Below are 24,816 nucleotides of genomic sequence, written 5' to 3' on the forward strand. Positions count from 1 at the left end.
CGCGCCACCGCGTGGTGAACCGGCACTTCAGCCCAGACCGAGCGCCTGCATGCGCTTCGTGTGCCCCTGCTGCAACCGCCGGAACAAGCCGGCGATTCCCGACAGGTCACCGGAGCCGCTGACGATGAGTTCGGCCAGGCCATCGCGTTCGGCGACCACGTACTGGGCCTGCGTCAGCGCTTCGCCCAGCAGCCGCCGCCCCCACAGCGCGAGCTTGTCGCGCGTCTTCGGATCGGCCTTGATGCCCGCGGCGACTTCGCGCTCGGCGAACGCCGAATGCCCCGTGTCGGCGAGCACGGTCAGCACGAGGTCCTTGGTCTCGGCGTCGAGCCAGCTCGCGATCTCGCGGTACAGGTCCGCCGCGAGGCCGTCGCCGACGTAGGCCTTGACCAGCGATTCCAGCCACGACTTGGGCCGCGTGGAGGCGTGCCAGGCGTCGACCTGGGCCACGAACGGGCCCATGGCGTGGTCGACCGCGACGCCGTGGGCGGACAGGTGTGCCGACAGGAGGTCGAAGTGCCCGATCTCGGCCGCCGCCATCGAGGCGAGCGCGGCGCGACCGGCCAGCGTGGGCGCGCTGCGGGCGTCCTCGGCCATGCGGTCGAACGCGGAAAGCTCGAGATAGGCGATCACGCCGAGCAGGTCGACGACGCCTTCGCTGATCTCTTTCGGGTCGGTCACGGCGACGAGGGTATCGCCGAACCCGTGGTCGACGCCGTGAAGAGACCGATCCCACGCCGCGCCGTCTCGCCCGGTACTGTTGAAAAACTCCTGACCAGGTACACTGCGGAAAGATTGACAAGGCTTCCGCACGTCTTCTGGCTGCGGGAAACAGGCGGACGACCGGCGCCACCAGGGCTGCCGGGGTTCGCCGCAATTGTGCGTGCACGCCTCCAGCGGCATTCCCGGGAGGGCGGCTGCGGCGCCGTCAACGGTGCCCGTCAGAACCCCCGGTCGAGTGTCGAGTGACAACCGGCCTGTGCGCGCTGGTCACGAGAGAGGCGATCACCCTGACCGCAGAACAGTCCACAACCGAAGAAACCACCACCCCCACGCAGGCCACCGCCGTCGCGCTGGAACACAGCGAGACCGGACCGGCCGCGCTCGACACGTCGCACCCGCTGCAGGCGGGCGTCGAGGTCGAGCCGGAGGCGCCCACGTTCGCGTCGTTCGGCGTGAAGCCGGAGATCGTGAAGGCCCTGGGCGAGGTCGGCATCGAGCGCACGTTCGCCATCCAGGCACTCACGCTGCCGCTGGCCATGGCGGGCGACGACCTCATCGGCCAGGCCCGCACCGGCATGGGCAAGACGCTGGGCTTCGGCGTCCCGCTGCTGCACCGCGTGCAGGTGCCCGGCGACGGCACCCCGCAGGTGCTGGTCGTGGTCCCGACCCGCGAGCTGTGCATCCAGGTCGCCAACGACCTCAAGGGCGCCGGCAAGCACCTCGGCATCCGCACGCTGGCCATTTACGGCGGGCGGCCGTACGAGCCGCAGATCGAGGCGCTGCGCAAGGGCGTCGACGTCGTGATCGGCACCCCGGGCCGCTTGCTCGACCTGGCCGAGCAGCAGCACCTGGTGCTGGGCAAGGTTCGCGGGCTCGTGCTCGACGAGGCCGACGAGATGCTCGACCTGGGCTTCCTGCCCGACATCGAGCGCATCCTGCGGATGGTGCCGGAGGAGCGGCAGACCATGCTGTTCTCCGCCACGATGCCGGGCCCGATCATCACGCTGGCGCGCACGTTCCTGCGTCAGCCCACCCACATCCGTGCCGAGGAGAACGACGCCGGCGCCGTCCACGAGCGCACCACGCAGTTCGTCTACCGCGCGCACTCGATGGACAAGCCGGAGGTCATCGCCCGGATCCTGCAGGCCGAGGGCCGCGGGCTCACGATGATCTTCAGCCGCACCAAGCGCACCGCGCAGAAGGTGGCCGACGACCTGGTGGAGCGCGGGTTCGCCGCGGCCGCCGTCCACGGTGACCTGGGCCAGGGCGCGCGCGAGCAGGCGCTGCGCGCGTTCCGCTCGGGCAAAGTCGACGTGCTGGTGGCCACCGATGTCGCCGCGCGCGGCATCGACATCGACGACGTCACCCACGTCATCAACTACCAGTGCCCCGAGGACGAGAAGACCTACGTCCACCGCATCGGCCGCACCGGCCGCGCGGGGCGCACGGGTGTCGCGGTCACGCTCGTCGACTGGGACGAGATCCCGCGGTGGAAGCTGATCTCCGACACGCTCGGTCTGGACAAGCCGGAGCCGGTCGAGACGTACTCGTCGTCGCCGCACCTGTTCAGCGACCTCGGCATCCCGGAGGGCACCACCGGCCGGCTCCCGCTCTCGAAGCGGACCCGCGCCGGGCTGGCCGCGGAGGAGGAAGAGGACCTGGGTGGCAAGCGCCGTGGCCGTGGTGGCCGGGGTGCTGCTGGTGCCGGCTCGGACGACGCGCCGCGCAAGCGCACGCGGGCTCCGCGCAAGCGCACCCGTGGCGGGGCGAAGGCCGCCGAGGCGGTCGAGAAGGCGGATGCCGCGGCTGCTGCTTCCGGGGACGCCGCGCCGGCCGGGGAAGAGCGCACGCGCACGCGTCGCCGCACCCGTGGTGGCGGCGGTGGTGAGTCGACCGGTCCCGCCGGCGCGGCCACCGCGTCGGCCTCGGTTTCGGGAGAAACCGGTGAAACGGGTGAGCGTCCGGCACGTCGGCGCCGTCGTCGCCGCCCCTCCGCGACGTCTGATACACCTGCGTCGGCAGACTGAGGGGACCAGCGGAGCCGACGGCGGGAGTCAGGGACGTGAGCGACCACGGGGACAGTGCGCCCGAATCGCCCGCAGAGGTCGGTTCGGCGGGCCCGCCTGACCCCGGGGTGGTTTCCCGCCGCCCGTACGGCACCGAAGACGTGTTGCCCCCGTCGCAGAGTCCTGCTGCGGCGGGGCCGCCCGTTCGCGTGCGGCGTTCGCCGTGGAACCGCGGACGGGACCGGGTGATCGCGGCGTCGATCGCCGTGGTGGTGGTCGTGGTGGCGCTGGTGGTCGCGTTGAACAGCGACAACCTGCACACCAGCCGCGCACTCGCCGCCGGTGCGCCGACGTTGCCGCCGGCCCCCACGGCCGTGCCTGGCTCGATGTCGCAGCTGTGGCAGGCGCCCAGCGCGGCCACGCCCGTGCCGATCGGCGAGGGCGACAACGTGACCACCGCCGACGGCGGCGAGGTTGCCGGCCGCGATCCGCTCACGGGCAAGATCCGCTGGCACTACACGCGCGAGAACCTCCAACTGTGCACTGTGGACACTGCCTGGGGCCGCGTGAACGCGGTGTACCACAAGGCAATGGGCTGCAGCGAGGTCACGCAGCTCGACCCCACCACGGGCCAGATCACGGCCCAGCGCAACGGCGACGCCGAACTCGGCACCCAGCTCGTCAGTGACGGCAGCCACGTGACCACCACGGGCAAGCACCTGCTCGACACCTGGCGCGACGACCTCGTGAAGAGCATGGAATACGGCCAGGTGCCGTTCATGGTCAACCCGAACAAGCAGCCCCGCACCGGCTGCACCTACGGCACCGTCGCGGCGGGCGCCGACAAGGTCGGCGTGATCGAGCGTTGCCCCGGCGACCCGCACGACCGCCTCACCGTCTACAAGTCCACGGCCGAGCACGAGGACGAACCGCAGGTCGTCTTCAGCACCGTGCTGGCCGGCTCGCGCGCCCGCGTGATCGCCATGTCGGGCGACAACACGGCCGTCCTGCTGCCCGACCAGAAACTCCTGGTCATCTACGGCGCGGACGGCACCGAGCGCTCCGCCTACCCCATGGACCTCCCGGCGTCCGACCTGGCCGCCGACCCCGCGGGCGGCACCGAACAAACCACCCGCACCGACGGCGGCGTCTACTGGTTCACGGGCACCAAGACCGTTGCCCTGTCCCGCGACACCCTCGCCCCCCGCTGGACCCTCTCGGGGACCCGCGGCCCCGGCATCACCTTCGCGCGCCAACTGGTCGTCCCCATCCCGGGCGGCCTGGCGGTGCTCAACGAATCCGACGGCTCGACCATCCGCACGGTGGGCGTCGACCGCGGCGCGTACACAGGCGTCGTGCGGCTCACGGCGCTGGGACCGGTGTTGCTTGAGCAGCGTGGCACTGTGGTGGCGGCACTGCGTTAGGCAGCGCGGTCGACGCGCAGCACAGTGCCGTCGACTTGGGCCGCGGGCTCGGTGAACGTGACGACATCACCGGCAAGCGCCTCGACCTCGTGCCACAGGCGCAGCTCGCGCGGCTGCGAGACGGTGACCGCGTGGGCAGGAGTCCAGTCCTCCCAAGCCTTTGCGCCCGGGTGGCGCGTCTCGAACGCGAACCGCCCACCGGGCCGCAGCGCTCGCCGGGTGGGGTGGAGCGACAGGCGCAACTGCCGGTCGGTGACGAGGCACTGGAACGCGTGACCGGTCATCGTGGCGAGCTCGAACTCCGCCTCGAAGCCGAGCTCGGCGGCTGTTCCGTTCCGCCACTCCACGTCCGTGCGGCGTCGCGCCCGGACCAGCGCCGCGGCTTCGGGATCAACGCCGGCGAGCCGGCCTCGGTGGCCTCGCTCGCGGGTGTGGTGCAGCATCCCGCCGGTGCCGCACCCGACGTCGAGGACCGTCGGGACGTTGTCGACGAGGGCTTCGTAGAAGGCGTCCGCGGGGAAATCGCCCCAGCGGTTGAGGACGTCGTACAGCTCGGCGGCCTCGGCGTCGGACAGCGTCACGCCCACCAGAACACGGTGAGCGCCACGAACGTGACCAGCAAGACTCCCAGGCCCGCCAGCGCGGCAACCCGGCCGTACCGCCGGTCCGCGACCCGCTGCAGCGCCAGCGCCACCACCGCCGCGACGGGGTGGCCCACGAGCAGCAGCACGCTCGGCCCCGGCGCACCGGTGACCAGGCAGACGACCTCGACCCCGAGGACCCCGACCGCCAGCACGGCGAGCCCTGCGGCCACCGAGCCGGTGAAGCCTCGCCACCAGCGGCCGCGAGGCTTCCCCGTCGCCGGTGCTTCGATCCTCTGCGGCGCAGCGGTTGGAACGCTGTCGTGGTTCACCGGCGCCGGGGTTTCATCCCGCTGCGCCTCCGTGGTGACGGCGACCGGCTCGTCCGTCACAGAAGCGAGTTCAGCGCTCTCCTCGCCGCCCTTCGCCGGTACGGGGCCTTCCGGTTCGAGACCGTCCGCCTGCGCATCGAGGGCGGCGTCGCTCGCATCGGTGTCAGGTTGCCGTTCCACTGCGGCAGACTCCTCAGTCTGGGAGTCCGCGGTGAGCGGTGTCTCCGAGGCCAAGGCGCCATCCGCCTGCGGGGCATGAGCCGCGTCGGGGCAAGTGTCCGTGAGCGGCGCCGGAGTCAGTTCATCGGTATCAGGTGAGGCCATAAACCCAAGTCCAGTCGTCGAAGAGAGCTCAGGGCGCCAGCAGATCCCACGGCTGCGCCGCCGGGCCGGCTTGCTGGCCTTCGGCGCAGCTGGGGCGGAAGTCGCACCAGGAGCAGCGGCGGTCGGGGCGGGCGGGGAAGAGGGTGTCGCCGTCGGCGCCCGCGTCGAGGGTGTCCGTGGCGAGGCGGAGGTCGTTCGCGGTTTCCGAGGCGCGCTGGAGGTGGCGCTGCAGGGACTCGGTCGTGTGGGTGGCCGCGGCGACCGTGCCGGTGGGCAGGTGGTGCAGCTCGACCTTCGTGCACGGCATGCGCAGCGTGCGCGACGAAGCCACCGCGTACATCGCCAGCGCCTGCGACGCCCGGGCCTCGTACTCGTCCGGCGCGCGCCGGCCCGTTTTGTAGTCCACGATCACCAGTTCGCCCCCGCGCTGGTCGATGCGGTCGGTGCGGCCCTCGATGATCATCGTGGGCCGGCCACCGTCGAGACTGACCGGCGCGGACACCCAGCGTTCGAGCCCGACCGGGTCTTCGGTGACGTCGTGGTCCTCCACGTACTCCCCGACCCAGCCCTTCGCCCGCGCCCGGTAGCGCGCGGCCTGCGCGGCGTCCTCGAACCCCGCGTCCTTCCAGTGCTCACCCACGAGCGCCATCGCCCGTTGCGCGGTGCGCTTGGCCGCGGGCAGGTCGAACAACGCCCGCAACGCGTTGTGCACCACCGCGCCCAGCGTGCTGTGCGCCCACGGGCCCGTGCGCAGCGGCGTGGGCCGCTGCAGGTAGCCCAACCGGTAGCGGCGCGGGCAGTCCTCGAACGTGCTCAACCGCGCCGGCGACACCTTCGTGAGCCGCACCGGCTGCTCCACGCCGAAATCGAAGCCCAGCTGTTCCTTCACACGACCCCCGTTCGGTTCCGGCGCCCACGCTACGCACCACCACCGACACTTTCCGGCGCGGGGGACTAGAAGTTCCCGGCGATGAACCCCTTCACCGAGTTCGCCACGAGCTCCACCGCGATCGCGGCCAGCAGCAGGCCCGCGATCTTCGCCAGCAGCGTGATGCCGCTTTCCTTGATCAGCCGGATCACCACGCCCGAGAAGCGCATGCACGTGTAGATCACGAAGTGCACGGCCAGGATCGCGAGGCCGAGCGCGATGTACGCGCCGAGGTGACCGTCGGCCTGGCGGACGAACACGATCGTCGCCGCGATGGCGCCCGGACCGGCCAGCAGCGGGGTGCCGAGGGGCACGAGGGCGACGTTGACGTCGTCGGCCGCTTCGGGTTCGTTGCCGCCCTTGCCGGTGAGCAGTTGCAACGCGATCAGCAGGAGCAGCAGACCGCCGGCGCCCTGGAGCGCGGGGATACCGATGCCGAGGTACGCGAGGATCGCCTGCCCGGCAACGGCGAACAGCGAAATCACCAGCAGCGACACCAGCACGGCCTGGCGCGCCGCCTTCACGCGCGTGGCCATGGGCTTGCGGCCGACCAGGCTCAGGAACACCGGCACCGTGCCGGGCGGGTCCATGATGACGACCAACGTGATGGTGGCGCTGAGGAACAGCTTCGCGTCGAAGAACTGGGCGAGGCCCATCTCAGCCCTTCACGATCTGCGACCCGGTGGCGCGCGCGACGAGCTCCTCGAGCTGGCCGGGGTCGGTCGTCTCCTGGCCGAGCCCGATCGTCTTGTTCGTGCCGTGGTAGTCGCTCGACCCGGTGCGCACGAGCCCCAGCTCGTCGGCCAGCTCACGCGTGCGCACGCGCGTGGGCGGCTCGTGGTTGGGGTGGTCCACCTCGACGCCGGTGAGGCCGCGCCGGGCGAGGTCGCGCAGGGTGTCCTCGCTGATCGTCGCGCCGCGGCTGTAGGCGAAGGGGTGCGCGATCACCGTGACGCCACCCGCCGCGGCGATCATGTCGATCGCCTCCTCGACGGGCGTGTCGTGGCGCGGCACGTAGTAGCCGCGGCCGCTGCCGAGGTACTCCGCGAAGGCCTGGTCGACGCTCGTCACCAGGCCCGCGCGCACAAGAGCCTGCGCGAGGTGCGGGCGGCCGGCGGGCGAGTCCTCGGGCAGCAGGCCCATGATCTCGTCGGCGTCGATCGGCAGGCCGTCGGCGGCCATGCGGGCGGCCATCGCGCGCAGCCGCGTGCGGCGCTCGGCCCGCAGGCGCGACTGCTCGGCGACGAGCGCGGGCGCGGTCGGGTCGAAGAGGTACGCGAGCAGGTGCACGCTGATCCGCCAGCCCGTTTCCGGGTCGACGGACACCGTGGACAGCTCGGCGCCGGGAACGAGGGTCAGCCCCGGCGGGACGGCCTCCGCCGCCGGGCCCCATCCGGCGGTGGTGTCGTGGTCGGTGATCGCGACCACGTCGAGGCCGGCCCGGACGGCAGCGTCGACGAGCCCGGAAGGGCTGTCGGTGCCGTCGGAGGCCGTGGAATGGGCGTGCAGGTCGATGCGCATCGGGTCCATTGTCGACGATGCGCTGCGTCACAGCGACGCCGGTACCCGCAGGTCAGCCGACCGGCTTCTTGCCCCGAGCCGCGCGCTGCGCCTTGATCATGGAGAACCGCTCGGCCTGCTTCTGCTTGTCGCCGAACACGAGCTCCGAGATCGTGTCGTAGAACTCCTCGGGGCGCGGCAGGTAGTCGATGCGGTTCAGCGCCTGGATCTGACCTGCTGACTCGACGACCATCGTGCCGTAGCCGAGCACCCGGCCCCAGCCGGGCCGCTCGTAGGTGAGGTCGGTGACCTTCGTGATGGGCATCATCAGCACCTTCGTGGTGATGACGCCCTTCGTCAGCACGAACCGCTTGTCCGTGACGACGAGCCGCTCGACCCACCACTGCACCACCGCGTACGCGAACCGCAGGACGACCAGCAGCGCGACGTACCAGAGGATGTTCTGCACCACCCACAACGACGGTGGCAGCAGGTACGAGACCAGCACACAGACGGCGAGCAGCGCCGCCGCCTCGAACGTGTCCCAGAGCAGCACTGCCCAATGGCGGCGGATGCGGATGACCCGCCGCTCGGTGTCGAGCAGGTACTCGTCAGGGTCGCGTGGCGCGAACATGTCTCGAGGTTATCCCCCGCCTAGCCGTTGAACACGTTGCTGACGAACGAGACCACCGATTCGGCCGAGCTGCGCAGGAAGTCGACGATGTTGCCGACGAGACCCGCCGCCTGGTTCGGCTGAGCGATCACGAAGAACAGCACCAACGCGATACCCACGAGACCCGCAAGCTTCTTCGCGTTCACAGCGATCAATCCCGTCTCTAAACGTGGCACCGGAAAACTGACTTTCTACGTTGTACCGCACCAACCACCCACGCGGCAGGAAAGTCCCGCGCATGGGTCAGCAGGCCGTCCGAAGTGTACCGTATGGCTACTCTCCGTGTACAGCGTGATGAATTCGGGGTTGACACCATGGGGTCGACGGAAAACGGCACACGAGTGCCCTGCGTGGGCGGCATCGTGTTCGACGACCAGGGCAGACTGCTGCTCATCCAGCGTGGTCACGACCCGGGCGCCGGCCTGTGGTCCCTCCCGGGCGGCCGCGTCGAAAAGGGCGAAACGGACACCGAAGCCGTGGTCCGCGAGCTGCGCGAAGAGACCGGACTCGACGTGACACCGCACACATTCGTCGGCATGGTCGCCCGCGGCCCCTACGACATCCGGGACTACGAGTGCACGGCGACCCCCGGAACCCTCACCCCCGGCGACGACGCCGCCGACGCCCGCTGGGTCGACTCGGCCGAACTGGTGGAACTGAACACCTCGGGACGCTTGGTGGACCTTCTTTTCGTGACCCTGCGTGACTGGGGTGCGTTGCCGCGAGCCTGATTGCGGTCGGTGCATTTCCGACGGTGCACGATTGCTTGCGCGAATATCCGGGGATTTCGCGAGTGGGTGAATGGTGTTATCGGCTCGGTCCGGGCCGGATGAGCACGGGAAATGCGGGGTTGCGCATTTCCGCATCAATGCGGGTGCAAAGGAAGGTGCACGGGCGCGGGGTGGTCGGTGTGACTGGTGGGGTGACTGTGACACAAGTTACACAGCGTGCAGTCGGCGGCCGGATCACGCCGTCCTTCGACGCGGAAATCCCACCCGAACGGCTGTGGACAACTCCATCCCCTGACGCTTTGACCAGGGATTTTGTCGGTCGCGGCCGATAGACTGGACCCGGGGACGGCCCCCTCGGGAGGGTGGGGCCTGTCCTGGCCACCTCGTCAAGCAGGCAGCCAAGTCATCCGCTGCCCGTGCGGCGAGGTCCTCGCCAGAACACGCGCCGACGGTTCCCCCGAAGACCACGTCACCAGCCCGAGCAGGGCGGTATCCGCCGAGCCCGGCTCCGAGGTCGTGGCCAGGTCCGTGCGGTCCGGCAGCACGAGCTGCAGCCCGGCCTCGTAGAACCCCTCGGTGACCCACCACAGCGGCCGCGAACCGGCCAGCTCGCCCAGCGCCGCCACGAAGTCCGCCCGGCGGTCGCCGAAGTAGCCCAGGGCGTGGCTCGTCAGGACGACCAGGGGCAGGTCCGCGGGGAGCGTCGCGGCGGCCGAGGCGAGGTCGGCCACGCCGTCACCGGTGATGAGGGGCGGGCGGTGCTTCTGCTGTTCCGCGGCGGCGGTGCGCAGCAGCCGGATGCGGTCGGGCTGGTCGGCCCACACGCAGGCCTCCAGCCACGCCAGTTCGTCCTCGTCGGAGAGGTCGACGGGGGCGCGGTCGAGGCCGGCGCGGGCGCCGATGGCCACTTTCTTCGGCAGCTTCGGCAGCACGGCGCCGGGCGCGAGGTCCAGGGCGCAGTGCAGGCCGATGGCGGCCTTGGCGGGGCCGGCGAGCAGCTGTTCGCCGCCGTCGCACTGGTAGCGGTAGGAGAACCGGTCCAGACCCAGCAGCAGGCCGGCGCTGCAGCCGACCTCCAGCAGGGCGATCTTGCCGCCCGCTTCCTTCGCCGCGGCCGCGATGGCGGGGTACACGAGCGACGCGCGGCGGACCTCGTTGGTCTGCGTGTAGCGCGTCGAAATGATCCGGCGGGCCTTGTCCGCGCGCTCCAGGAGGAAGGTCCGGAACAGGGGCCAGGTCTGGTTGTCGACGCCGTCGAAACCACCCAGTGACGGGTAGTAACGCGAGAGCGGGTGGATCGGGTCGGCCTGGACCAGGCGGTGCGCGGTGGCCAGGAGCAGCGTGGCGCGGGCCTCGCCGCCGCGGGCGTCGGTCAGCAGACCCGCCACGTCGTCGTCCTCGGCCGACTGCGTGGCGAGGTGGTCGTACAGCGGCGAAACTCCGCGCGCCTCGACCTCGGCGAACCTGCGCAGCCGCTGCTTGATCTCTTCCAGGGCGATGGCCACCCGTGCTCCTCCTAGAAACGACTCCCGGCCGGGTAACGCCGCCAGAGCCACTTGCGACACTCACCGGTGGTGAGGAGTACCCTCGACCATTGGTGTTCGTGCGTCAACGCGAGCCCCCTCACGATCGCGTCGGCCCGAAGGAGGTGAGGAACGCCTTATGAGTAGTGGCGATAGTCCGCTCCCTAGTAGTCCCAGCGTTCCCACCCAGCCGGCCGGCCGATTTCTCTCCTGGTAGGTCCGGCGAACAGGGAACGCCGGTGATGCCGGACGGACGCTGAAGTCCGCCTGGCCGTCGTTTTCGCGCTCCACACACGACGCCAGCCCAGGAGATCCCATGCCTGCCATCCCTTCGCTCGGAGGCCTTCGCGGCCGCGGCGCCGGCCGCACCAAGCCGATGCTCGAGCGGCCGATTCCCGTGCCCCTGTCGGCTTATGTCGTCGACTGCGCGGTGTACGTGGACGGTTCGCGCCTGCCCGGCCGCTGGACGCACTCCGACGCCATCAAAGAGGTGCGCAAGCGCCACGCGGGATTCGTCTGGATCGGACTGCACGAACCGGACGAAGAGCAGATCCAGGGCATCGCCGACACGTTCGGGCTGCACGAGCTCGCCGTGGAAGACGCGCTGGAAGCCCACCAGCGCCCGAAGCTCGAGCGTTACGACGACACGCTCTTCCTGGTGCTCAAGACCGTCCGCTACGTGGAGCACGAGTCGCCGACCACGGCCAACGAGATCGTCGAGACGGGCGAGCTCATGGTGTTCCTCGGCCGCGACTTCGTGATCACCGTGCGCCACGGCAACCATTCCGGCCTGGCCCGCCTGCGCCGCGACCTCGACGACGACCCCGAGCGCCTCGGCCTCGGCCCGGCCGCCGTGGTCCACGCCATCGCCGACCACGTGGTGGACCACTACCTCGAGGTGTCGAGCCGCATCGAGTCCGACATCGACGAGATCGAGGCACAGGTGTTCGCGCCGCGGTCCCTCGTCAGTGCCGAGCAGATCTACCTGATGAAGCGGGAAGTGCTCGAGCTGCGCCGCGCCGTGCTGCCGCTCGCCACGCCCGTCTCGCGCCTGGCCGAGGGGTACACGCGGCTGGTGCCCGACGAGGTGCGCTCGTATTTCCGCGACGTCGCCGACCACCTCGTGACCGTGTCCGAGCGCGTGGCCGCGTTCGACGAGCTGCTGAGCACCCTGGTCGACGCCACCGTCGCGAAGATCTCGCTGCAGCAGAACACCGACATGCGCAAGATCACCGCGTGGGCGGCGATCATCACCGTGCCCACGATGGGCGCGGGGATCTACGGCATGAACTTCGACTACATGCCCGAACTGCACTGGAAGTTCGGCTATCCGATCGCGGTCACGGTGATCTTCGCGATCTGTCTGCTCCTGTACCGAATATTCCGGAAGAACGGTTGGCTCTAGGCCACCACACGGTCCCCGTTCACCCGGTAGCGCTACAGGAGTACTCCCATGCCCCGTCTGCTGACCAACCTCAAGTTCTGGGCCCTGGCCCTGGGAATCGTCTGGATCCTCGGCATCATCACCGTGATCAGCCTCAACCCGGGGTTCTCGCACGGCATGAAGTGAGGCTTACCCTGGGCTCATGCCGAAAGCGCTGGTGGTGGCCGACGAGGTCGACGAGCGGCTGTGGACCGGTGCAGTCCGCTCCCTCGACGTCGACCTCGTGGTCGGCGCCGGCGACCTGCCGTACGACTACCTGGAGTTCCTCGCCGGCGCGCTCGACGTACCGTGCGTGTTCGTGCCCGGCAACCACGATCCCGACCTGAGCGGCTACACGCGCTACGGGGGACTGTCCATGAAGGACGGTTTCCCGACGGAATGGCCCGGCCCCGCCGGGGGGATCAACGCCGACGGGCGCGTGGTCGACGTCGCCGGGCTCCGGTTCGCCGGGCTCGGCGGGTCGATCCGCCACAACGAGGGCCCGAACCAGTGGACGCAAGCCCAGCAGTCGCGCCGGGCCCGCGGGCTGGAGTGGCGCGCGAGGTGGCGCCGCCGCCGCGACGGGCGTGAGATCGACGTGCTGCTCACCCACTCCCCGCCGCTGCACCTCGGGGACCGCGACGACCCAGCGCACCGCGGTTTCGCCGGCCTGCACCGCACGATCGCCACGCTGCGGCCGCATTGGCTGCTGCACGGCCACATCCACCCGCACGGCGAACCGGTGCCCGACCGCGTGGTCGGCACCACCCGCGTGCGCAACGTGGTGGGCCACCGGATCATGGAGTTCCCGCGATGACCAGACCCACGGGTTTCCCGCGCGCCGACGCCGAGCACGACTTCCTGCGCGCCCGCCGTCGCCAGGTCCTTTCGCGACTGTCCACTTGGTTGCGTCGCGAACCAGACGACGTGAACATCATGCTGCCGTTCCACGAGGTCGTCGACGCGCTCGGCTTCGCGGGCGAGACGCGCATCGGCCTACGGGTGATCACTTTGGACTCGATCGTGGGCACAGTGGACCGCAGCCGCGACTTCGACCGCCGCTTCCGCCCGACGTCCGGGCGCGTGCGCGAGCGGTGGGAGCGGCTGGCGCTGGCGTCACGGCGCGGCGAGGCCATTCCGCCCATCGAGGTGTACCGCGTGGGCGAGCTGCACTTCATCATCGACGGCCACCACCGGGTTTCCGTCGCCCACGCGCAGGGTCTGTCCACAATAGAGGCACAGGTCACCGTGGTGCGCACCAAGCTCAACCCGAACGGCATCCGCTACCGCGGCGACCTGATCGTGAAGGACTACCGGCGGCTGTTCCTGGAGCGCGTGCCGCTGACCGGCCACGCGCGGGCGTCGGTGGTCATGTCCGACCCGTGGGACTACGCGAAGCTCGGCGAGCACGTCGAGGCGTGGGGCTTCCGCCTGATGCAGGACGAAGGCCGCTTCACCGACCGCGCGACGCTCGCCCAGCGCTGGTTCGACGAGGAGTTCACGCCGGTCACCGACATGCTGCGCCAGGCCGACCTGATCGGCGACCGCACCGACGCGGAGGCCTACATCTGGGTCGCCGCCGAGCGCTACCGGCTCATCCGCACCCACCGCTGGGACGACGACGTGATCGAGGCGTTGCGCTCACACTGACCTCTTGTCAGGACTGCCCTGACACCGCTATCGTCAGGGCAGTCCTGACACGTCTGCTCGGCGAGGGGGAACTCCGATGACCGACGACAGCTACTGCTCCTTCTGCCTCAAACCCGCGGCCGAGGTCGGCAAACTCATCTCCGGCGCCGGCGTCTACATCTGCGACGGCTGCGTAACCCTTTGCGGCGAGATCCTCGCCGGGCAGCACGAGCCGGCCACCCCGGAAGTCACACTGTGGGACCGGAAATCCGACGAGGAGATCCTGCAGAGCATCCCGCGCATGGCCATGGTGAGCGCCCAGGCCGACGCCCGCATCCAGGCGCAAGTCGACCTCCTCCGCTCACGCGGCATCGCCTGGTCCCGCATCGGCGACGCCCTGGGCGTGACACGGCAGTCGGCATGGGAACGCTTTTCAACTGACAAGTGATCGTCTGGAGTGGACGGTGTTCTGACCTCGCTCGGTGAGACAAAAAGCCTCTTGCCAGAAGCACCAGCAGGAGTGATCCACAGCGCGCGAAAGGTTTCAGCCCACAACCGAGGCCGAAAGCGTGCGGCTCAGCCACGAGTGGACGACCCCCGTCCACACCTGCTGGCCGAGGCCGGCGCAGTGGCCGTCGGCGCCCTCTGCGGCGGTGAGGGTCACGACCTGCGCAGGCGTGGTGAGGGCGTCGCGCAGGGTGGGGGCGCCGCCGGGGGTGAAGTCGTGTTCGGAGTCGATCAGGAGGGTCGGGCAGGTGATGGCGGGGGCGTCGGCCAGCATGGTGTAGCGGCGCAGTTCGGCGAAGTACGCGCGGACGGAGTCCAGGCCGTGGGCGGCCATGCGGGCGTGGAAGAACTCGGCGCGGTCGGCGTTGCGGCGCATCTGCGTGCGGACCACCGGCACGGCGGCCAGCCCCAGCGGGCCCGACGGCACCCGCGCGCCGAGGTCCGGTTGTGCGGGATCGCAGACCAGCGCGGCGATCCGGTGCTCCACGGTGGCGGCACGCGGGGCGAGGTAGCCGGCGAACGAGCGCCCGATGAGCACAACTTTCGCGGGGTCGACCTCTGGCCGGGCGAGGAGCCAGTCGAGGACCGGGGTGAGGACGTTTTCGAAGTCGGGGCGGAGGTAGCGGTGCTGGGTGTAGAGGGTCTCGCCCTGGCCGGGGCCATCGAACACGAGCACGTTGTAGCCGCGGTCGATGGCGCCGGGCACGTCGAGCCAGCCGGACTCGGCCGTGGAATCGTAGCCGCACGGCAGCACGATGGTGGGCCGGGGCGTGGCCGGTGCAGACGGCGCGAAGAGGTACCCGTGCAGAGTCGTGTCCTCATAGGGGATCCGCACCGCTTCGGCTGGGTGTTCGAGGAGTTTCACGGCCGCCGCGAACGCCTCCACGTGGCCGCGGTACGCCGCCTGCAGCCGGGGATCGTCCACATCGGACCGCAGGAAGAAGTAGGCCTGGCGGAAGTACTCACTGGCGCGCAGGAACGCGTGCCGAGCGCTCACGCGGTCGCCCGCGGCCAGCGCCGAGTCGGCCGCCACGCGGGCACGGTCGGCCGTGGCCGACCAGGCGTCGTACCACCCGCCGCCGGTGGGCTTCAGGGCGCGCGCGGTCGCGAACGCCTCGCCGAGGTCGGCCGCGTGCACGACCGCGGCGTTGAGCGTGCGCGCGAACTGGCCGTCGTAGCTCGGATCGCGGAAGAAGATTTTCGCCGGGTCCGTCATGTCCGATGAGTCGGCGCCACTACGGTGGCGGTTACGCGCGTTGAAAAAGGATCGCTCGTTGCCACACCACATCGCTTGGCCAGTCCGGACCCCGCCCTCGCCAAGAACGGTAACCGTGGATCTTGCAACGGCCGGCGTTGAGCTCTCCCTTGCCAGTTCGGGCGAACGCTGCCGTTGCGAACACGCTTTCCGCGAATACAGTCCGACACTGCAACTTGCCGTATGGTGCCCCGGGCCTGATGGACGGCTCGGAGCACCTTGCAGCACATTCATTTCAGAAATACGAATCAGCCGGTGGAAAGCTGGGCAGGGGCCCGATCGAACAACTACACGTGTACGGCGGGCACCACAGCCGCTCCGCGAGGTGCACCAGGGCGCAGCAGCAGCCCCGTGATCACCGCACCGGCCGCGAAAATGACCGCAGCCCAAGTAAACGCCGTCGTGTAACTGTGCACCGCAGCTTCAGCGGCCAGCTGCGGCGTGGCGGCACGCCCCGCCAGGTACGAGGTGGCCGCGTTGCCCGCGAGGGTGCTCAGCAGCGCCGTGCCGATCGAGCCGCCGACCTGTTGCATGGTGTTGACCGTGGCCGACGCCACGCCTGCGTCGTGCAGTTCGACACCGAAGGTCGCGACGCTCATCGACGGCGCCATCGACAGGCCGATGCCCAGGCCCATCACCATGAGCGGGCCGAGCACACCCCCGGCGTAGGTGCTGTGCAGATCGATCGCGCTCAGCCACAGCAGGCCGCCGGCCGCGATGAGCATGCCCGTGGGCACCAGCGGCTTGGGGCCGAAGCGCGGCAACAGCACGCTCGTGGCGGCGGTGGCGGCCACCATGAGCGTCGCGACCATCGGCAGGAAGCCGAAGCCGCTCTGGATGGGCGTGAACTTCAGGTTGAGCTGCACGTAAAAGGTCAGGAACAGGAAGATCGCGAACATCCCGATCGCCAACAGGAACATCGCGAGGTAGGAACCACCGCGGTCCCGGTCCAGCAGCACGCGCAGCGGCAGCAACGGGTGCCGCACCCGCTGCTGCAGCACCACGAACGTCACCAGCAGCACCACACCGGCCGCGAGGAAACCCCACACCGAGACCGAGCCCCACGAGTCGTGCTCGGCGTTGGAGAAGCCGTAGACGAGGGCGAACAGGCCGGCCGAAGCGCTGATCGTGCCCGGCAGGTCGAGCTTCGGACGCGGACCGTCGGCCTCGTGGCGGCGCAGCAGCAGCGCGCCGCCGGCGAAGGCGATCACCGCGAACACGATGTTCACGAACATGCACCAGCGCCAGTCGAGGTACTCGGTGAGCACGCCGCCCAGCAGCAGGCCGATGGCCGCGCCACCACCGCCGATCGCGCCGAACACCCCGAACGCGCGGCCGCGTTCCTTCGGGTCGGTGAACGTGGTGGTGAGCAGCGACAGCGCGGCCGGCGCGAGCAGCGCACCGAACACACCCTGGGCCGCGCGGGCGATCAGCAGCATCTCGATGCTGCTCGCCGCGCCGCCGATCGCCGACACCGCGGCGAAGCCCGCGAGGCCGACGAGGAAGGCGTTCTTGCGGCCGAACAGGTCCGCGAGCCGCCCACCGAGCAGCAGCAGGCTGCCGAACGCCAGCGCGTACGCGGTGACCACCCACTGGCGGGCGTCGTTGGAGAAGCCGAGGTCGACCTGAGCCGAGGGCAGCGCGATGTTCACGACGGTGGCGTCGAGCACCACCATCAGCTGCGCCAGGCCGATCATCACGAGGATGGCCCAGCGTCTGGAGTGGTGCGGGTTTTCGGCGTGGCTCGGCGCGTCCTCCCCCGGACGTTCGAGCGTGGCCGTCGAGTCAGGCATGTGGATTTTCCTCACGGATAGTGATCAAGACGCTATGTGGAGTAGATACCTCCCCTTACTTGGCCCAAGGTACACAAAAACCGGAGATGGTGCCTCGACTTCTTTTGGTAACCTGGGCGTCATGACTCCGGACACCGCACCGGCGCGGCCGCTGCGGCGCGATGCCGAGCTCAACCGCCGGCGCATCCTCGAATCCGCCCGCGCCGTGTTCGGCAAGCGTGGCCTGGAAGCCACGCTCGACGACGTCGCCCACCACGCCGGCCTCGGCGTCGGCACGGTCTACCGGCGCTTCCCGAGCAAGGAACACCTGGTCGAGGCCATGTTCGTGGAGCAGCTCAGTGAGGTCGCCGACCTAGCGGAGGAGGCACTGCAGGCCGAAGACGCCTGGGACGGCTTCACGCACTTCGTGTGGCGCACGGTCGAGCTGCACTCGGCCGACCGCGGCCTGCGCGAGATCCTGCTGTCGAAGGCGTTCGGCCACGAGAACGTGGCCGAGGTGAAGGCCCGGATGGTGCCGCTCATCACGCAGATCGTCGAGCGCGCGCAGGCCTCCGGGCAGCTGCGGCCCGACGTCGTGCCGACCGATCTGCCGCTGCTGCACCAGATGATCGGATCCGTGGTCGAGTACACCCACATCGTGGAGCCCGGTCTCTGGCGGCGTTACCTCGCGCTGCTGCTCGACGGCCTGCGCGCCGAACCCGGCCGCACGACCGACCTGCCCCAGCCCGGCCTGGACCAGGAAGAGATCGACCAGGCCATGTGCGCGTGGCGCCAGCCCCGGCACAGCCGAACCGAAAACGCGTGAAGGACCCCTCGCCGCACGAGGAGTCCTTCACGGCAAAGCCCGGTCAGTCGGTCGGCATGACGGCCCACAGGATCAGGTAGGCGACGAACTGCGGCCCCGGCAGCAGGCAGGACAGCAGCGCGAGCACGCGCACCTTGCCCGGCGTGGTGCCGAACCGGCGGGCCAGCCCGGCGCACACACCGCCGATCACGCGGTCGTGGCGCGGGCGGCTCAGCCGCTGCGTGACAGGTGCGGTCATCGTGGGTCCCTCCCGTTGGGTTCGTGACTCCAGGACACCAGTTCCGCGGGGCCCACCACATCGCTCCCCGGGACGATTCGGCCCCCTAAGGGCCTGCGCCACGACCGGGGTCGCGCACCCGCCGATGCGCTACCGCACCCGGTTGACCTGCGTTGACGGGCGAACACCGCATGTGATTTCCCTGTCAGGGCTGATTTTTCGCGCGATTCGTGGTGATACTGCACCCCGTGCGTTCCCCATTCGGACCCGTTGTCGTCGCGCTCGGCGGTGCCCTCGTGCTCGCCGCCTGTTCCTCGGCGGCCGCGCCGGCGCCCGCCGCCACGCAAGCCCCGTCACCGTTGACGGCGGTGGCCGCGCTGGGTGACTTCACCACGCTGGACTACTGCAGCCTGCTCGACGTGTCCCGCCTGCGCGGCGCGACGGCCGACGACCCCGACTCGTCGTTCACCGACTGCCGCGCCGACTACGTGCGGAGCGGGCGGCCGCACACGGTGAGCGTCGGAGCGCTGGCCGCCGAGCCCGATCCGAACGTGAAGCCGTACCAGTACTCGGGTCCGCTGCCCGACGGCGTCGCCGTGCAGCAGTCCGGGTTCACGCCCGACAAGACGTGCTCGCGGGCGGTGACGTTCGCCGACGGCATCCGTCTCGGCGTCACCGTGTCCGACGCCGAGGGCCCGGGCGCGGCGGACGCCCGCTGCGCCGACGCCGACGCCGTGGTGGGCGGCGCGCTCGCCGCCGCGACCGGCGGCCGGGTGCGCCACCACCAGTTCCCCGACCGGTCGTGGGGCCGCGTCGACCCGTGCGCGCTGCTCGACGTCCACGAACTCGACGCGATCAGTGGCGCCGGCACACAGCCGTCGGCCGGGCTGTCCGGTCACTCGTGCATCCGCGGCACGGTGAGCGTCGAGTTCTCGGTGCAGAAACAAGCCCCGGCCGGCGCGAGCGAAACGCTCGGCGGCCGCACGGCGCGGCAGAACACCGACGGCGCGTTCTGCCGGCTCACCACCACGCAGCCCTCCCCTGACACGCCGGGCCGCGGTGAGCAGGCCGTGGTGAGCGTCGTGGACACGACGGGCTCGAGTGGCACGGCGGCCTGCCCTGCGGCGAGCCAGGTCGCCGCGCTGGTCTTCGCCAAGATCCCCTGAGCACGACGAAGGCCCCTTCCGCGTGAACAGAAGGGGCCTTCCGCGCGGCAACTCACTCCTCGTAGGTCAGGTTCCGGCCGTTGCTCGGGTCGAACAGCTTGACCTTGTCGGCGTCGAACCAGATCTCCAGGTCCGAGTTCTCCGCCGCCCGCGACTCGGCCGAAAGCCGGGCCACGATGAGCGACGCGGCGCCCGGCACGTCGGCGGAACCGCTGTCGGCGGCCAGCTCGGCGAGCTCGGCCGACGTGGCCACCTCGCCTTCCACCGTGAAGTGCGCGAACTTCTCCGACCCCATCGACTCCAACACGTCGATGTGCGCGGTGAAGGTGGATCCACCACCGCGCTGGGCTGCGTCGACGAGCGACGCGTCCTCGAAGTTCTCGGGCCGGACGCCCGCGATCACCTCCCGCGGCGCGTTGGCGGCCTCCGCCATCCGGCGGACGCGGTCGGTGAGCGGCGTGGTGCCCAGCGGGCTGTGCAGTTCGCCGTTCTCCAGCGTCGCCGGCACGAAGTTCATCGACGGCGAGCCGATGAACCCGGCCACGAACAGGTTCGCCGGGTTGTCGTAGAGGAACTGCGGCGAGCCGATCTGCTGCACGTACCCGGCCCGCAGCACCACCACGCGGTCGCCCAGCGTCATGGCCTCGGTCTGGTCGTGCGTCACGTACAGCGTGGTCGTGCCCAGCTGCTTCTGGATCTTCGACACCGACGTGCGCATCTGGCCACGCAGCTTGGCGTCCAGGTTGGACAGTGGTTCGTCCATCAGGAACGCCTTGGGGTTGCGCACGATCGCGCGGCCCATCGCCACGCGCTGGCGCTGGCCGCCGGAGAGGTTCGACGGCTTGCGGTCCAGGTGCGCGGTGAGGTCGAGGATTTTTGCCGCTTCCTCCACCTTCGCCTTCACCGTCGCGTCGGGCACCTTGGCCAGCCGCAACGGGAAGGCCATGTTCTCGCGCACGCTCATGTGCGGGTAGAGCGCGTAGGACTGGAACACCATCGCGATGTCGCGGTCCTTCGGTGCCCGCTCGTTCACTCGCTGCCCGTCGATGCGCAGCTCACCGGAAGAGATGTCCTCCAGCCCCGCCACCATGTTGAGCGTGGTCGACTTCCCGCAGCCGGACGGGCCCACGAGGATGATGAACTCGCCGTCCGCGATCGTGATGTCCACTTCGGACACCGCGAGCGCACCGTCGGGGTAACGCTTCGAAACCTTGTCGAGGACGATTTCAGCCATGGCTCAGCCCTTCACCGCACCGGACGTCAGCCCCGCCACGATGCGACGCTGGAAGAACAACACGAACAGGATGATCGGGATGGTGATCACGACCGCGGCCGCGCTCACCTGACCCGTCGGGTCCTCGAACTGCGAAGACCCGGTGAAGAACGACAACGCGGCCGGCACCGTGCGCGACGCCGTGGTGGACGTGAGCGAGATGGCGAACAGGAAGTCGTTCCAGCAGAAGATGAACACCAGGATCGCGGTGGTGAACACGCCCGGCGCGGCCAGCGGCGCGATCACCTTCCGGAAGGCCTGGGCCGGCGTGGCGCCGTCCATCTTCGCCGCCTTTTCGAGCTCCCACGGGATCTCCCGGAAGAACGCCGAGAGCGTGTAGATCGAAAGCGGCAGGGCGAACGTGATGTAGGGCAGGATCAGGCCCGGCCACGTGTCGAACAGACCGAGGTTGCGCTCGATGTTGAACAGCGGCGTGACGAGCGAGACCTGCGGGAACATCGCGATCAGCAGCGACAGCCCCACGAGCAGCTGCTTGCCCGGGAAGTCCAGGCGCGCGATGGCGTAGGCCGCCATCGTGCCCAGCACCACCGCGATCACCGTGGAGATCACCGCGATGCCGATGGAGTTCACCAGCGCCCGCAGGAACTCCGACGTCTGGAAGATGTCGGCGTAGTTCTTGAGCGTCCACTGCTGCGGCCAGAAGCTGCCGTCGTTGAGCGTGTCCTTCGTCTTGAACGACAGCGAGATGATCCACAGCACGGGGATCAGCGCGAACGCCACCACGAGGATGTCGATGACACCCCAGGTCACTTTGCGGCCGGTCGTGACCGCACCACCGATGGCCATCAGCGTTTACCCCCGTCGTCCGTACCGGGTGCGGCAGTGCCGAACACCTTGATGAAGAGGAACGCGATGATCGCCACCGTGATGAAGATCAGCACGGCCATCGTGGACCCGATGCCGAGGTTGAGGCCCTTGACGAGGTTGTCGTAGGTGATCATCGACACCGATCCGGTGTCCTGCGCGCCGTTGGTGAGCACGTAGATGTTGTCGAAGATGCGGAACGCGTCGAGCGTGCGGAACAGCAGCGCGACGAGGATCGCGGGTTTCATCACCGGCAGCATCACCTTGGTGAACCGCTGCCACGCGCTGGCACCGTCCATCGCCGCGGCCTTGAGCAGGTCCTCCGGCACGAGCGCGAGGCCGGCCATCAGCAGCAGCGCCATGAACGGCGTGGTCTTCCACACCTCCGCGAGGATGATGAGGAACAGCGACGGCCACTGCTGGGTGAGCGGCGCCGCGCCTTCGCCGAGGGCGTTGGCGAGGTAGCCGGTTTCCGGCGTCCACGCGAAGTACCACGAGAACGCCGCCACGACCGTGACGATGCCGTACGGGATCAGCGCGACGGTGCGCACGAGACCGCGGCCCACGAGCGTGCGGTGCATGATCAGCGCGAGCGCCATGCCGAGTGCGAACTCGATCGCCACCGACACCACGGTGAGGAACATCGTGGTGCCGAACGCGGTCCACCAGTAGGAGCTGGTCAGCACGGCGCCGTAGTTGGCGAACCCGACGAACTCCTGCTGGTCGGGAAACCTCAGGTCGTAGCGCTGCAGCGAGAGCCAGATCGAGTAGACGATCGGGTACCCCGTCACCGCGATCATCACGAGGAAGGCCGGCGCGCAGAGCCACAGCCCCAGCCGCCGTTCGGCCTTCTTCCCCTCGCTCAGAACGGGCTTCGCCTTGCGGTGGCTCGTGGCCTCGTGGGCAACCGGCGTGCCCGTCGGGTCGACGGTGCCGGTTGAGGGGTCCTGGACGGTCACGGGATCACTCCCTTCGACTGGAGCGCGTCATTGAGTTGTTCCCGCAGCTGCTGAGCCGTCACGGGCGGGTTGATCTCCGAAGGCGGCGACAGGATCTTCGACATCACCGTGGACGCGTTCTGGTACGCCGGGGAAAGCGGGCGCACCGCGGCGGTCTTCAGCGCGTCGAGGATGGTGTCGCGCATCGGGTACTTGATGGCCATGTTCGGGTTGTCGTTCGACGCCGGCTTCGACGGGTCGAGCGGAACGTCGTTGTGGTACACCGATTCGATGGTCGGCGGCACCCCGTCGTTGATGGCCGAGAACTTCTGGTTCTCCGCGCTGCGCAAGCACAACGCGGCTTCGAACGCCTGGGGCTTGTGCTGCGAGTACGTGCTCACCGCGAGGTCGTAACCACCGATGGTCGTCTTCGCCGGCAGGCCGGCCTTCGCCTCGGGGTACACCGCCCACTTGAAGTGCGCCAGGTCCTGCGGCTTCTCCTCGGCGTAGGAGGCGTAGACGAAGGGCCAGTTGAGCTCGAACGCGGCGTTGCCGCGCTGGAACGTCTGGCGGACGTCGTCCTCCTTCTGGTTGGTCAGCGACGGATCGGTGATGCCCGACGACGTGACGTGCTTGAGCAGCGCCAGCGCGTCGACCGCGCCCTGGTCCATCACCACGGACTTGCCGTCGTCGGACAGGATGTGGCCGCCGAACGATTCCACCAGCGTGTTGTAGACGACGACCAGGCCTTCGTACTGGGCGCCGGTGAACACGATGCTGTACGGCTTTTTCTCGGTTTTCAGCTGCTGCGACATCTGCATCATCTCGTCCCACGTCTTCGGCGGGTTCGGGGTGATGCGGTCGTCGTACCAGAGCAGCTGCACATTGGTGTTCTTCGGTGCGGCGTAGAGCTTTCCCTCGTAGGTGGCCGTCTCCAGCGGGCCCTGCAGCACGCCGTCGGACGCGGCGGCCTTGTTCTGCCCAGTCCACTCCTCGGCCCAGCCGGCCTCGGCGAACTCCGAGACCCACGTGACGTCGAGCCCGAGCACGTCCATCGACGTGTCACCCGCGGCGAGGCGGCGGGCCATCTGGATTCGCTGGTCGTCGGCGCCGCGCTGGAGTTTGTTGTAGACGATTTCGTAGCGCCCGCCCGCGGCTTTGTTGCAGTTGTCGACAACGGTCTGGAAATTGTCCTCGGGCGCGTAGTACACGTTGATCTTCATCGGTCCGGAGTCCGTGCCGCACGCGGCGAGCAGACCCGTGGCCACCAATCCGGTGGCCAGCAGCGCGCCCCTCCGGGCGGGCGAGCGTCCCCGTAGCCTCTTCTTCCCCATCGAACAAAAGCCTCCTCACCCGCGCACGCCGGTTACCGTGACGCCCCCAGGCATCACGACGCGATGAGGCGAGTCGCGCCAGCACCCCGACGTGCTAGTGCTCGGCCGGTCGCGCTGGAGGACGCGGCCGCCCGACTGGTGTCGGACAACCTATGCCGGGCGATCACACCCCGCAAGCAGTATCGGTAACGATTCAGGCCCGTGCAGCGTGAAACGCCGTATTTACCAGGGTGAACTGTGGACCGGATGTGCTGCCATTCGGGTGACCAAGCACGAATTCACGAAGAGCACAACCCGAATTCGACCCGAGCCTCCTGCCGCAACGGCAAAGAACGCGCGCTCAGGCCGTGGCGGGCGGCGGCTTCAACGCGAGCTTCGAGAGCAGTTCCCGCCCCTGTTCGGCCGAACGCGGCTGGCACAGCACGTCGTAACGACCGGCCACCAATTGGCTCGCCGACGAGAAGTCACGGCGTCCACGGGCCGCGCGATAGCCGATGGCGGCGAACAGCAGACCGGAAAGGACACCCAGCACGAGCCCGGTGAGCAGTTGCAAGGCGAAGCCCTGGTTCACGAACAGGCCCAGCAGCAGCCCGGCGAACAAGCCGAACCACGCGCCGGACATCGCGCCCGCGCCCAGCACCCGCCCCCACGTGAGCCTGCCGATCACGCGCTCCACGAGCATCAGGTCCACGCCGACGATCGTCACGTCGGTGACCGCGAACTCGCTCTCCGCCAGGAAGTCCACCGCGCGCTGGGCTTCCTGGTAAGTGCCGTACGACCCGATCGGCCAGCCCGACGGCGGCGTCGGGAGCCGCGGCGGCCCGGTCGGCCGTCCACCACCAAAGGGACTGCTCACCATCATCACCTGCGTACTCGTCCGGTCCGAGGGGTCCATCTTGTCAAGAA

26 protein-coding genes are annotated in these 24,816 nt (G+C 69.5%); 9 read left to right on the top strand and 17 right to left on the bottom strand.

What is annotated here, in order from left to right; translation table 11 throughout:
- Window positions 1-27: 27 nt before the first annotated feature.
- The gene (locus ACWEOE_RS06590; RefSeq protein WP_452004854.1) at window positions 28-681 is read right to left on the bottom strand and encodes a ferritin-like fold-containing protein; all 654 of its coding nucleotides are present in this window, start codon (window positions 679-681) and stop codon (window positions 28-30) included.
- Between the two features lie 284 nt (window positions 682-965).
- Between ACWEOE_RS06590 and ACWEOE_RS06595 the strand changes: the two genes are divergently transcribed.
- Both ACWEOE_RS06595 and ACWEOE_RS06600 read left to right on the top strand, forming a co-directional pair.
- A complete protein-coding gene (locus ACWEOE_RS06595; protein WP_452004857.1) occupies window positions 966-2,750 on the top strand; it encodes a DEAD/DEAH box helicase in 1,785 nt (594 codons plus the stop codon).
- A 35-nt stretch (window positions 2,751-2,785) separates the two neighbouring features.
- Window positions 2,786-4,153 (top strand): Rv3212 family protein, encoded by a 1,368-nt coding sequence (locus tag ACWEOE_RS06600; RefSeq protein ID WP_452004860.1) that lies wholly within the window; start codon window positions 2,786-2,788, stop codon window positions 4,151-4,153.
- Here ACWEOE_RS06600 and ACWEOE_RS06605 read toward each other — a convergent pair.
- From ACWEOE_RS06605 to ACWEOE_RS06635, 7 genes are all read right to left on the bottom strand, one after another.
- Window positions 4,150-4,740 carry a class I SAM-dependent methyltransferase gene (locus tag ACWEOE_RS06605; RefSeq protein ID WP_452004863.1) on the bottom strand — a complete coding sequence of 197 codons (591 nt, stop codon included), beginning with the start codon at window positions 4,738-4,740 and terminating at the stop codon, window positions 4,150-4,152. The genes ACWEOE_RS06600 and ACWEOE_RS06605 overlap by 4 nt on opposite strands.
- Complete coding sequence (locus tag ACWEOE_RS06610; protein ID WP_452004866.1) at window positions 4,731-5,246, bottom strand: hypothetical protein; 516 nt, start codon at window positions 5,244-5,246, stop codon at window positions 4,731-4,733. Before ACWEOE_RS06610 ends, ACWEOE_RS06605 begins: the two co-directional genes overlap by 10 nt.
- Window positions 5,247-5,418: 172 nt before the next feature.
- On the bottom strand, window positions 5,419-6,279 hold the full coding sequence (locus ACWEOE_RS06615) for a RecB family exonuclease (RefSeq protein ID WP_452004869.1): 861 nt from the start codon (window positions 6,277-6,279) through the stop codon (window positions 5,419-5,421).
- Window positions 6,280-6,344: 65 nt separating this feature from the next.
- Window positions 6,345-6,974, bottom strand: coding sequence for a MarC family protein (locus ACWEOE_RS06620; protein ID WP_452004872.1), 630 nt, complete (start codon window positions 6,972-6,974; stop codon window positions 6,345-6,347).
- Between the two features lies 1 nt (window position 6,975).
- A complete protein-coding gene (locus ACWEOE_RS06625) occupies window positions 6,976-7,839 on the bottom strand; it encodes a PHP domain-containing protein (RefSeq protein ID WP_452004875.1) in 864 nt (287 codons plus the stop codon).
- A gap of 52 nt (window positions 7,840-7,891) precedes the next feature.
- Window positions 7,892-8,452 carry a PH domain-containing protein gene (locus ACWEOE_RS06630; RefSeq protein ID WP_220246440.1) on the bottom strand — a complete coding sequence of 187 codons (561 nt, stop codon included), beginning with the start codon at window positions 8,450-8,452 and terminating at the stop codon, window positions 7,892-7,894.
- Window positions 8,453-8,472: 20 nt separating this feature from the next.
- Window positions 8,473-8,637, bottom strand: coding sequence for a hypothetical protein (locus tag ACWEOE_RS06635; protein WP_285970301.1), 165 nt, complete (start codon window positions 8,635-8,637; stop codon window positions 8,473-8,475).
- Between the two features lie 168 nt (window positions 8,638-8,805).
- Here ACWEOE_RS06635 and ACWEOE_RS06640 point away from each other — a divergent pair, with 168 nt between their 5' ends.
- Window positions 8,806-9,222, top strand: a complete 417-nt coding sequence (locus ACWEOE_RS06640) for an NUDIX hydrolase (protein WP_452004878.1) — start codon at window positions 8,806-8,808, stop codon at window positions 9,220-9,222.
- Between the two features lie 386 nt (window positions 9,223-9,608).
- Here ACWEOE_RS06640 and ACWEOE_RS06645 read toward each other — a convergent pair whose 3' ends face one another.
- Window positions 9,609-10,727 carry a DUF2332 domain-containing protein gene (locus ACWEOE_RS06645; protein ID WP_452004881.1) on the bottom strand — a complete coding sequence of 373 codons (1,119 nt, stop codon included), beginning with the start codon at window positions 10,725-10,727 and terminating at the stop codon, window positions 9,609-9,611.
- A 334-nt stretch (window positions 10,728-11,061) separates the two neighbouring features.
- On the opposite strand from ACWEOE_RS06645, the gene corA reads away from it, so the two are divergent.
- The 4 genes from corA (at window position 11,062) to ACWEOE_RS06665 (ending at window position 14,245) form a co-directional block, all read left to right on the top strand.
- Window positions 11,062-12,150, top strand: a complete 1,089-nt coding sequence (corA, locus tag ACWEOE_RS06650) for a magnesium/cobalt transporter CorA (RefSeq protein WP_452004883.1) — start codon at window positions 11,062-11,064, stop codon at window positions 12,148-12,150.
- A gap of 181 nt (window positions 12,151-12,331) precedes the next feature.
- Window positions 12,332-12,985 (top strand): metallophosphoesterase family protein, encoded by a 654-nt coding sequence (locus tag ACWEOE_RS06655; RefSeq protein WP_452004885.1) that lies wholly within the window; start codon window positions 12,332-12,334, stop codon window positions 12,983-12,985.
- A complete protein-coding gene (locus ACWEOE_RS06660) occupies window positions 12,982-13,818 on the top strand; it encodes a chromosome partitioning protein ParB (protein WP_452004886.1) in 837 nt (278 codons plus the stop codon). The genes ACWEOE_RS06655 and ACWEOE_RS06660 overlap by 4 nt, the downstream gene beginning before the upstream one ends.
- Before the next feature lie 76 nt (window positions 13,819-13,894).
- Window positions 13,895-14,245, top strand: a complete 351-nt coding sequence (locus ACWEOE_RS06665) for a ClpX C4-type zinc finger protein (RefSeq protein ID WP_452004889.1) — start codon at window positions 13,895-13,897, stop codon at window positions 14,243-14,245.
- A gap of 96 nt (window positions 14,246-14,341) precedes the next feature.
- On the opposite strand, the gene ACWEOE_RS06670 is transcribed toward ACWEOE_RS06665, so the two are convergent.
- Window positions 14,342-15,520 (bottom strand): alpha/beta hydrolase family protein, encoded by a 1,179-nt coding sequence (locus ACWEOE_RS06670; protein WP_452004892.1) that lies wholly within the window; start codon window positions 15,518-15,520, stop codon window positions 14,342-14,344.
- Between the two features lie 326 nt (window positions 15,521-15,846).
- Window positions 15,847-17,352, bottom strand: a complete 1,506-nt coding sequence (locus tag ACWEOE_RS06675; RefSeq protein WP_452004895.1) for an MFS transporter — start codon at window positions 17,350-17,352, stop codon at window positions 15,847-15,849.
- Between the two features lie 121 nt (window positions 17,353-17,473).
- Here ACWEOE_RS06675 and ACWEOE_RS06680 point away from each other — a divergent pair, with 121 nt between their 5' ends.
- The gene (locus ACWEOE_RS06680; RefSeq protein WP_452004897.1) at window positions 17,474-18,157 is read left to right on the top strand and encodes a TetR/AcrR family transcriptional regulator; all 684 of its coding nucleotides are present in this window, start codon (window positions 17,474-17,476) and stop codon (window positions 18,155-18,157) included.
- 43 nt (window positions 18,158-18,200) lie between these two features.
- Here the strand turns inward: ACWEOE_RS06680 and ACWEOE_RS06685 are convergent, their stop codons facing one another.
- A complete protein-coding gene (locus ACWEOE_RS06685) occupies window positions 18,201-18,395 on the bottom strand; it encodes a PspC domain-containing protein (protein ID WP_452004899.1) in 195 nt (64 codons plus the stop codon).
- Between the two features lie 227 nt (window positions 18,396-18,622).
- On the opposite strand from ACWEOE_RS06685, the gene ACWEOE_RS06690 reads away from it, so the two are divergent.
- Complete coding sequence (locus tag ACWEOE_RS06690) at window positions 18,623-19,540, top strand: hypothetical protein (RefSeq protein WP_452004902.1); 918 nt, start codon at window positions 18,623-18,625, stop codon at window positions 19,538-19,540.
- 52 nt (window positions 19,541-19,592) lie between these two features.
- Here ACWEOE_RS06690 and ACWEOE_RS06695 read toward each other — a convergent pair whose 3' ends face one another.
- From ACWEOE_RS06695 to ACWEOE_RS06715, 5 genes are all read right to left on the bottom strand, one after another.
- On the bottom strand, window positions 19,593-20,774 hold the full coding sequence (locus ACWEOE_RS06695) for an ABC transporter ATP-binding protein (RefSeq protein ID WP_452004904.1): 1,182 nt from the start codon (window positions 20,772-20,774) through the stop codon (window positions 19,593-19,595).
- Between the two features lie 3 nt (window positions 20,775-20,777).
- Complete coding sequence (locus ACWEOE_RS06700) at window positions 20,778-21,620, bottom strand: carbohydrate ABC transporter permease (RefSeq protein WP_452004906.1); 843 nt, start codon at window positions 21,618-21,620, stop codon at window positions 20,778-20,780.
- Window positions 21,620-22,504: a carbohydrate ABC transporter permease gene (locus tag ACWEOE_RS06705; RefSeq protein WP_452005649.1), complete on the bottom strand. Its 885-nt coding sequence runs from the start codon at window positions 22,502-22,504 to the stop codon at window positions 21,620-21,622. The genes ACWEOE_RS06700 and ACWEOE_RS06705 overlap by 1 nt, the downstream gene beginning before the upstream one ends.
- 89 nt (window positions 22,505-22,593) lie before the next feature.
- A complete protein-coding gene (locus tag ACWEOE_RS06710; RefSeq protein WP_452004908.1) occupies window positions 22,594-23,910 on the bottom strand; it encodes an ABC transporter substrate-binding protein in 1,317 nt (438 codons plus the stop codon).
- Window positions 23,911-24,250: 340 nt separating this feature from the next.
- On the bottom strand, window positions 24,251-24,772 hold the full coding sequence (locus ACWEOE_RS06715) for a general stress protein (protein ID WP_452005652.1): 522 nt from the start codon (window positions 24,770-24,772) through the stop codon (window positions 24,251-24,253).
- Between the last annotated feature and the right edge of the window lie 44 nt (window positions 24,773-24,816).

It is taken from the genome of Amycolatopsis sp. NPDC004368 (assembly GCF_053602515.1).

Excerpts from the sequence above, each read along its gene's own strand:
- ACWEOE_RS06700 (WP_452004906.1), bottom strand. The coding sequence starts at position 21,620 with ATGGCCATCGGTGGTGCGGTCACGACCGGCCGCAAAGTGACCTGGGGT.
- ACWEOE_RS06625 (WP_452004875.1), bottom strand. The coding sequence starts at position 7,839 with ATGCGCATCGACCTGCACGCCCATTCCACGGCCTCCGACGGCACCGAC.
- ACWEOE_RS06695 (WP_452004904.1), bottom strand. The coding sequence starts at position 20,774 with ATGGCTGAAATCGTCCTCGACAAGGTTTCGAAGCGTTACCCCGACGGT.
- ACWEOE_RS06680 (WP_452004897.1), top strand. The coding sequence starts at position 17,474 with ATGACTCCGGACACCGCACCGGCGCGGCCGCTGCGGCGCGATGCCGAG.
- corA (WP_452004883.1), top strand. The coding sequence starts at position 11,062 with ATGCCTGCCATCCCTTCGCTCGGAGGCCTTCGCGGCCGCGGCGCCGGC.
- ACWEOE_RS06685 (WP_452004899.1), bottom strand. The coding sequence starts at position 18,395 with ATGACCGCACCTGTCACGCAGCGGCTGAGCCGCCCGCGCCACGACCGC.
- ACWEOE_RS06710 (WP_452004908.1), bottom strand. The coding sequence starts at position 23,910 with ATGGGGAAGAAGAGGCTACGGGGACGCTCGCCCGCCCGGAGGGGCGCG.
- ACWEOE_RS06640 (WP_452004878.1), top strand. The coding sequence starts at position 8,806 with ATGGGGTCGACGGAAAACGGCACACGAGTGCCCTGCGTGGGCGGCATC.
- ACWEOE_RS06715 (WP_452005652.1), bottom strand. The coding sequence starts at position 24,772 with ATGATGGTGAGCAGTCCCTTTGGTGGTGGACGGCCGACCGGGCCGCCG.
- ACWEOE_RS06670 (WP_452004892.1), bottom strand. The coding sequence starts at position 15,520 with ATGACGGACCCGGCGAAAATCTTCTTCCGCGATCCGAGCTACGACGGC.
- ACWEOE_RS06665 (WP_452004889.1), top strand. The coding sequence starts at position 13,895 with ATGACCGACGACAGCTACTGCTCCTTCTGCCTCAAACCCGCGGCCGAG.
- ACWEOE_RS06630 (WP_220246440.1), bottom strand. The coding sequence starts at position 8,452 with ATGTTCGCGCCACGCGACCCTGACGAGTACCTGCTCGACACCGAGCGG.
- ACWEOE_RS06660 (WP_452004886.1), top strand. The coding sequence starts at position 12,982 with ATGACCAGACCCACGGGTTTCCCGCGCGCCGACGCCGAGCACGACTTC.
- ACWEOE_RS06655 (WP_452004885.1), top strand. The coding sequence starts at position 12,332 with ATGCCGAAAGCGCTGGTGGTGGCCGACGAGGTCGACGAGCGGCTGTGG.
- ACWEOE_RS06675 (WP_452004895.1), bottom strand. The coding sequence starts at position 17,352 with ATGCCTGACTCGACGGCCACGCTCGAACGTCCGGGGGAGGACGCGCCG.
- ACWEOE_RS06620 (WP_452004872.1), bottom strand. The coding sequence starts at position 6,974 with ATGGGCCTCGCCCAGTTCTTCGACGCGAAGCTGTTCCTCAGCGCCACC.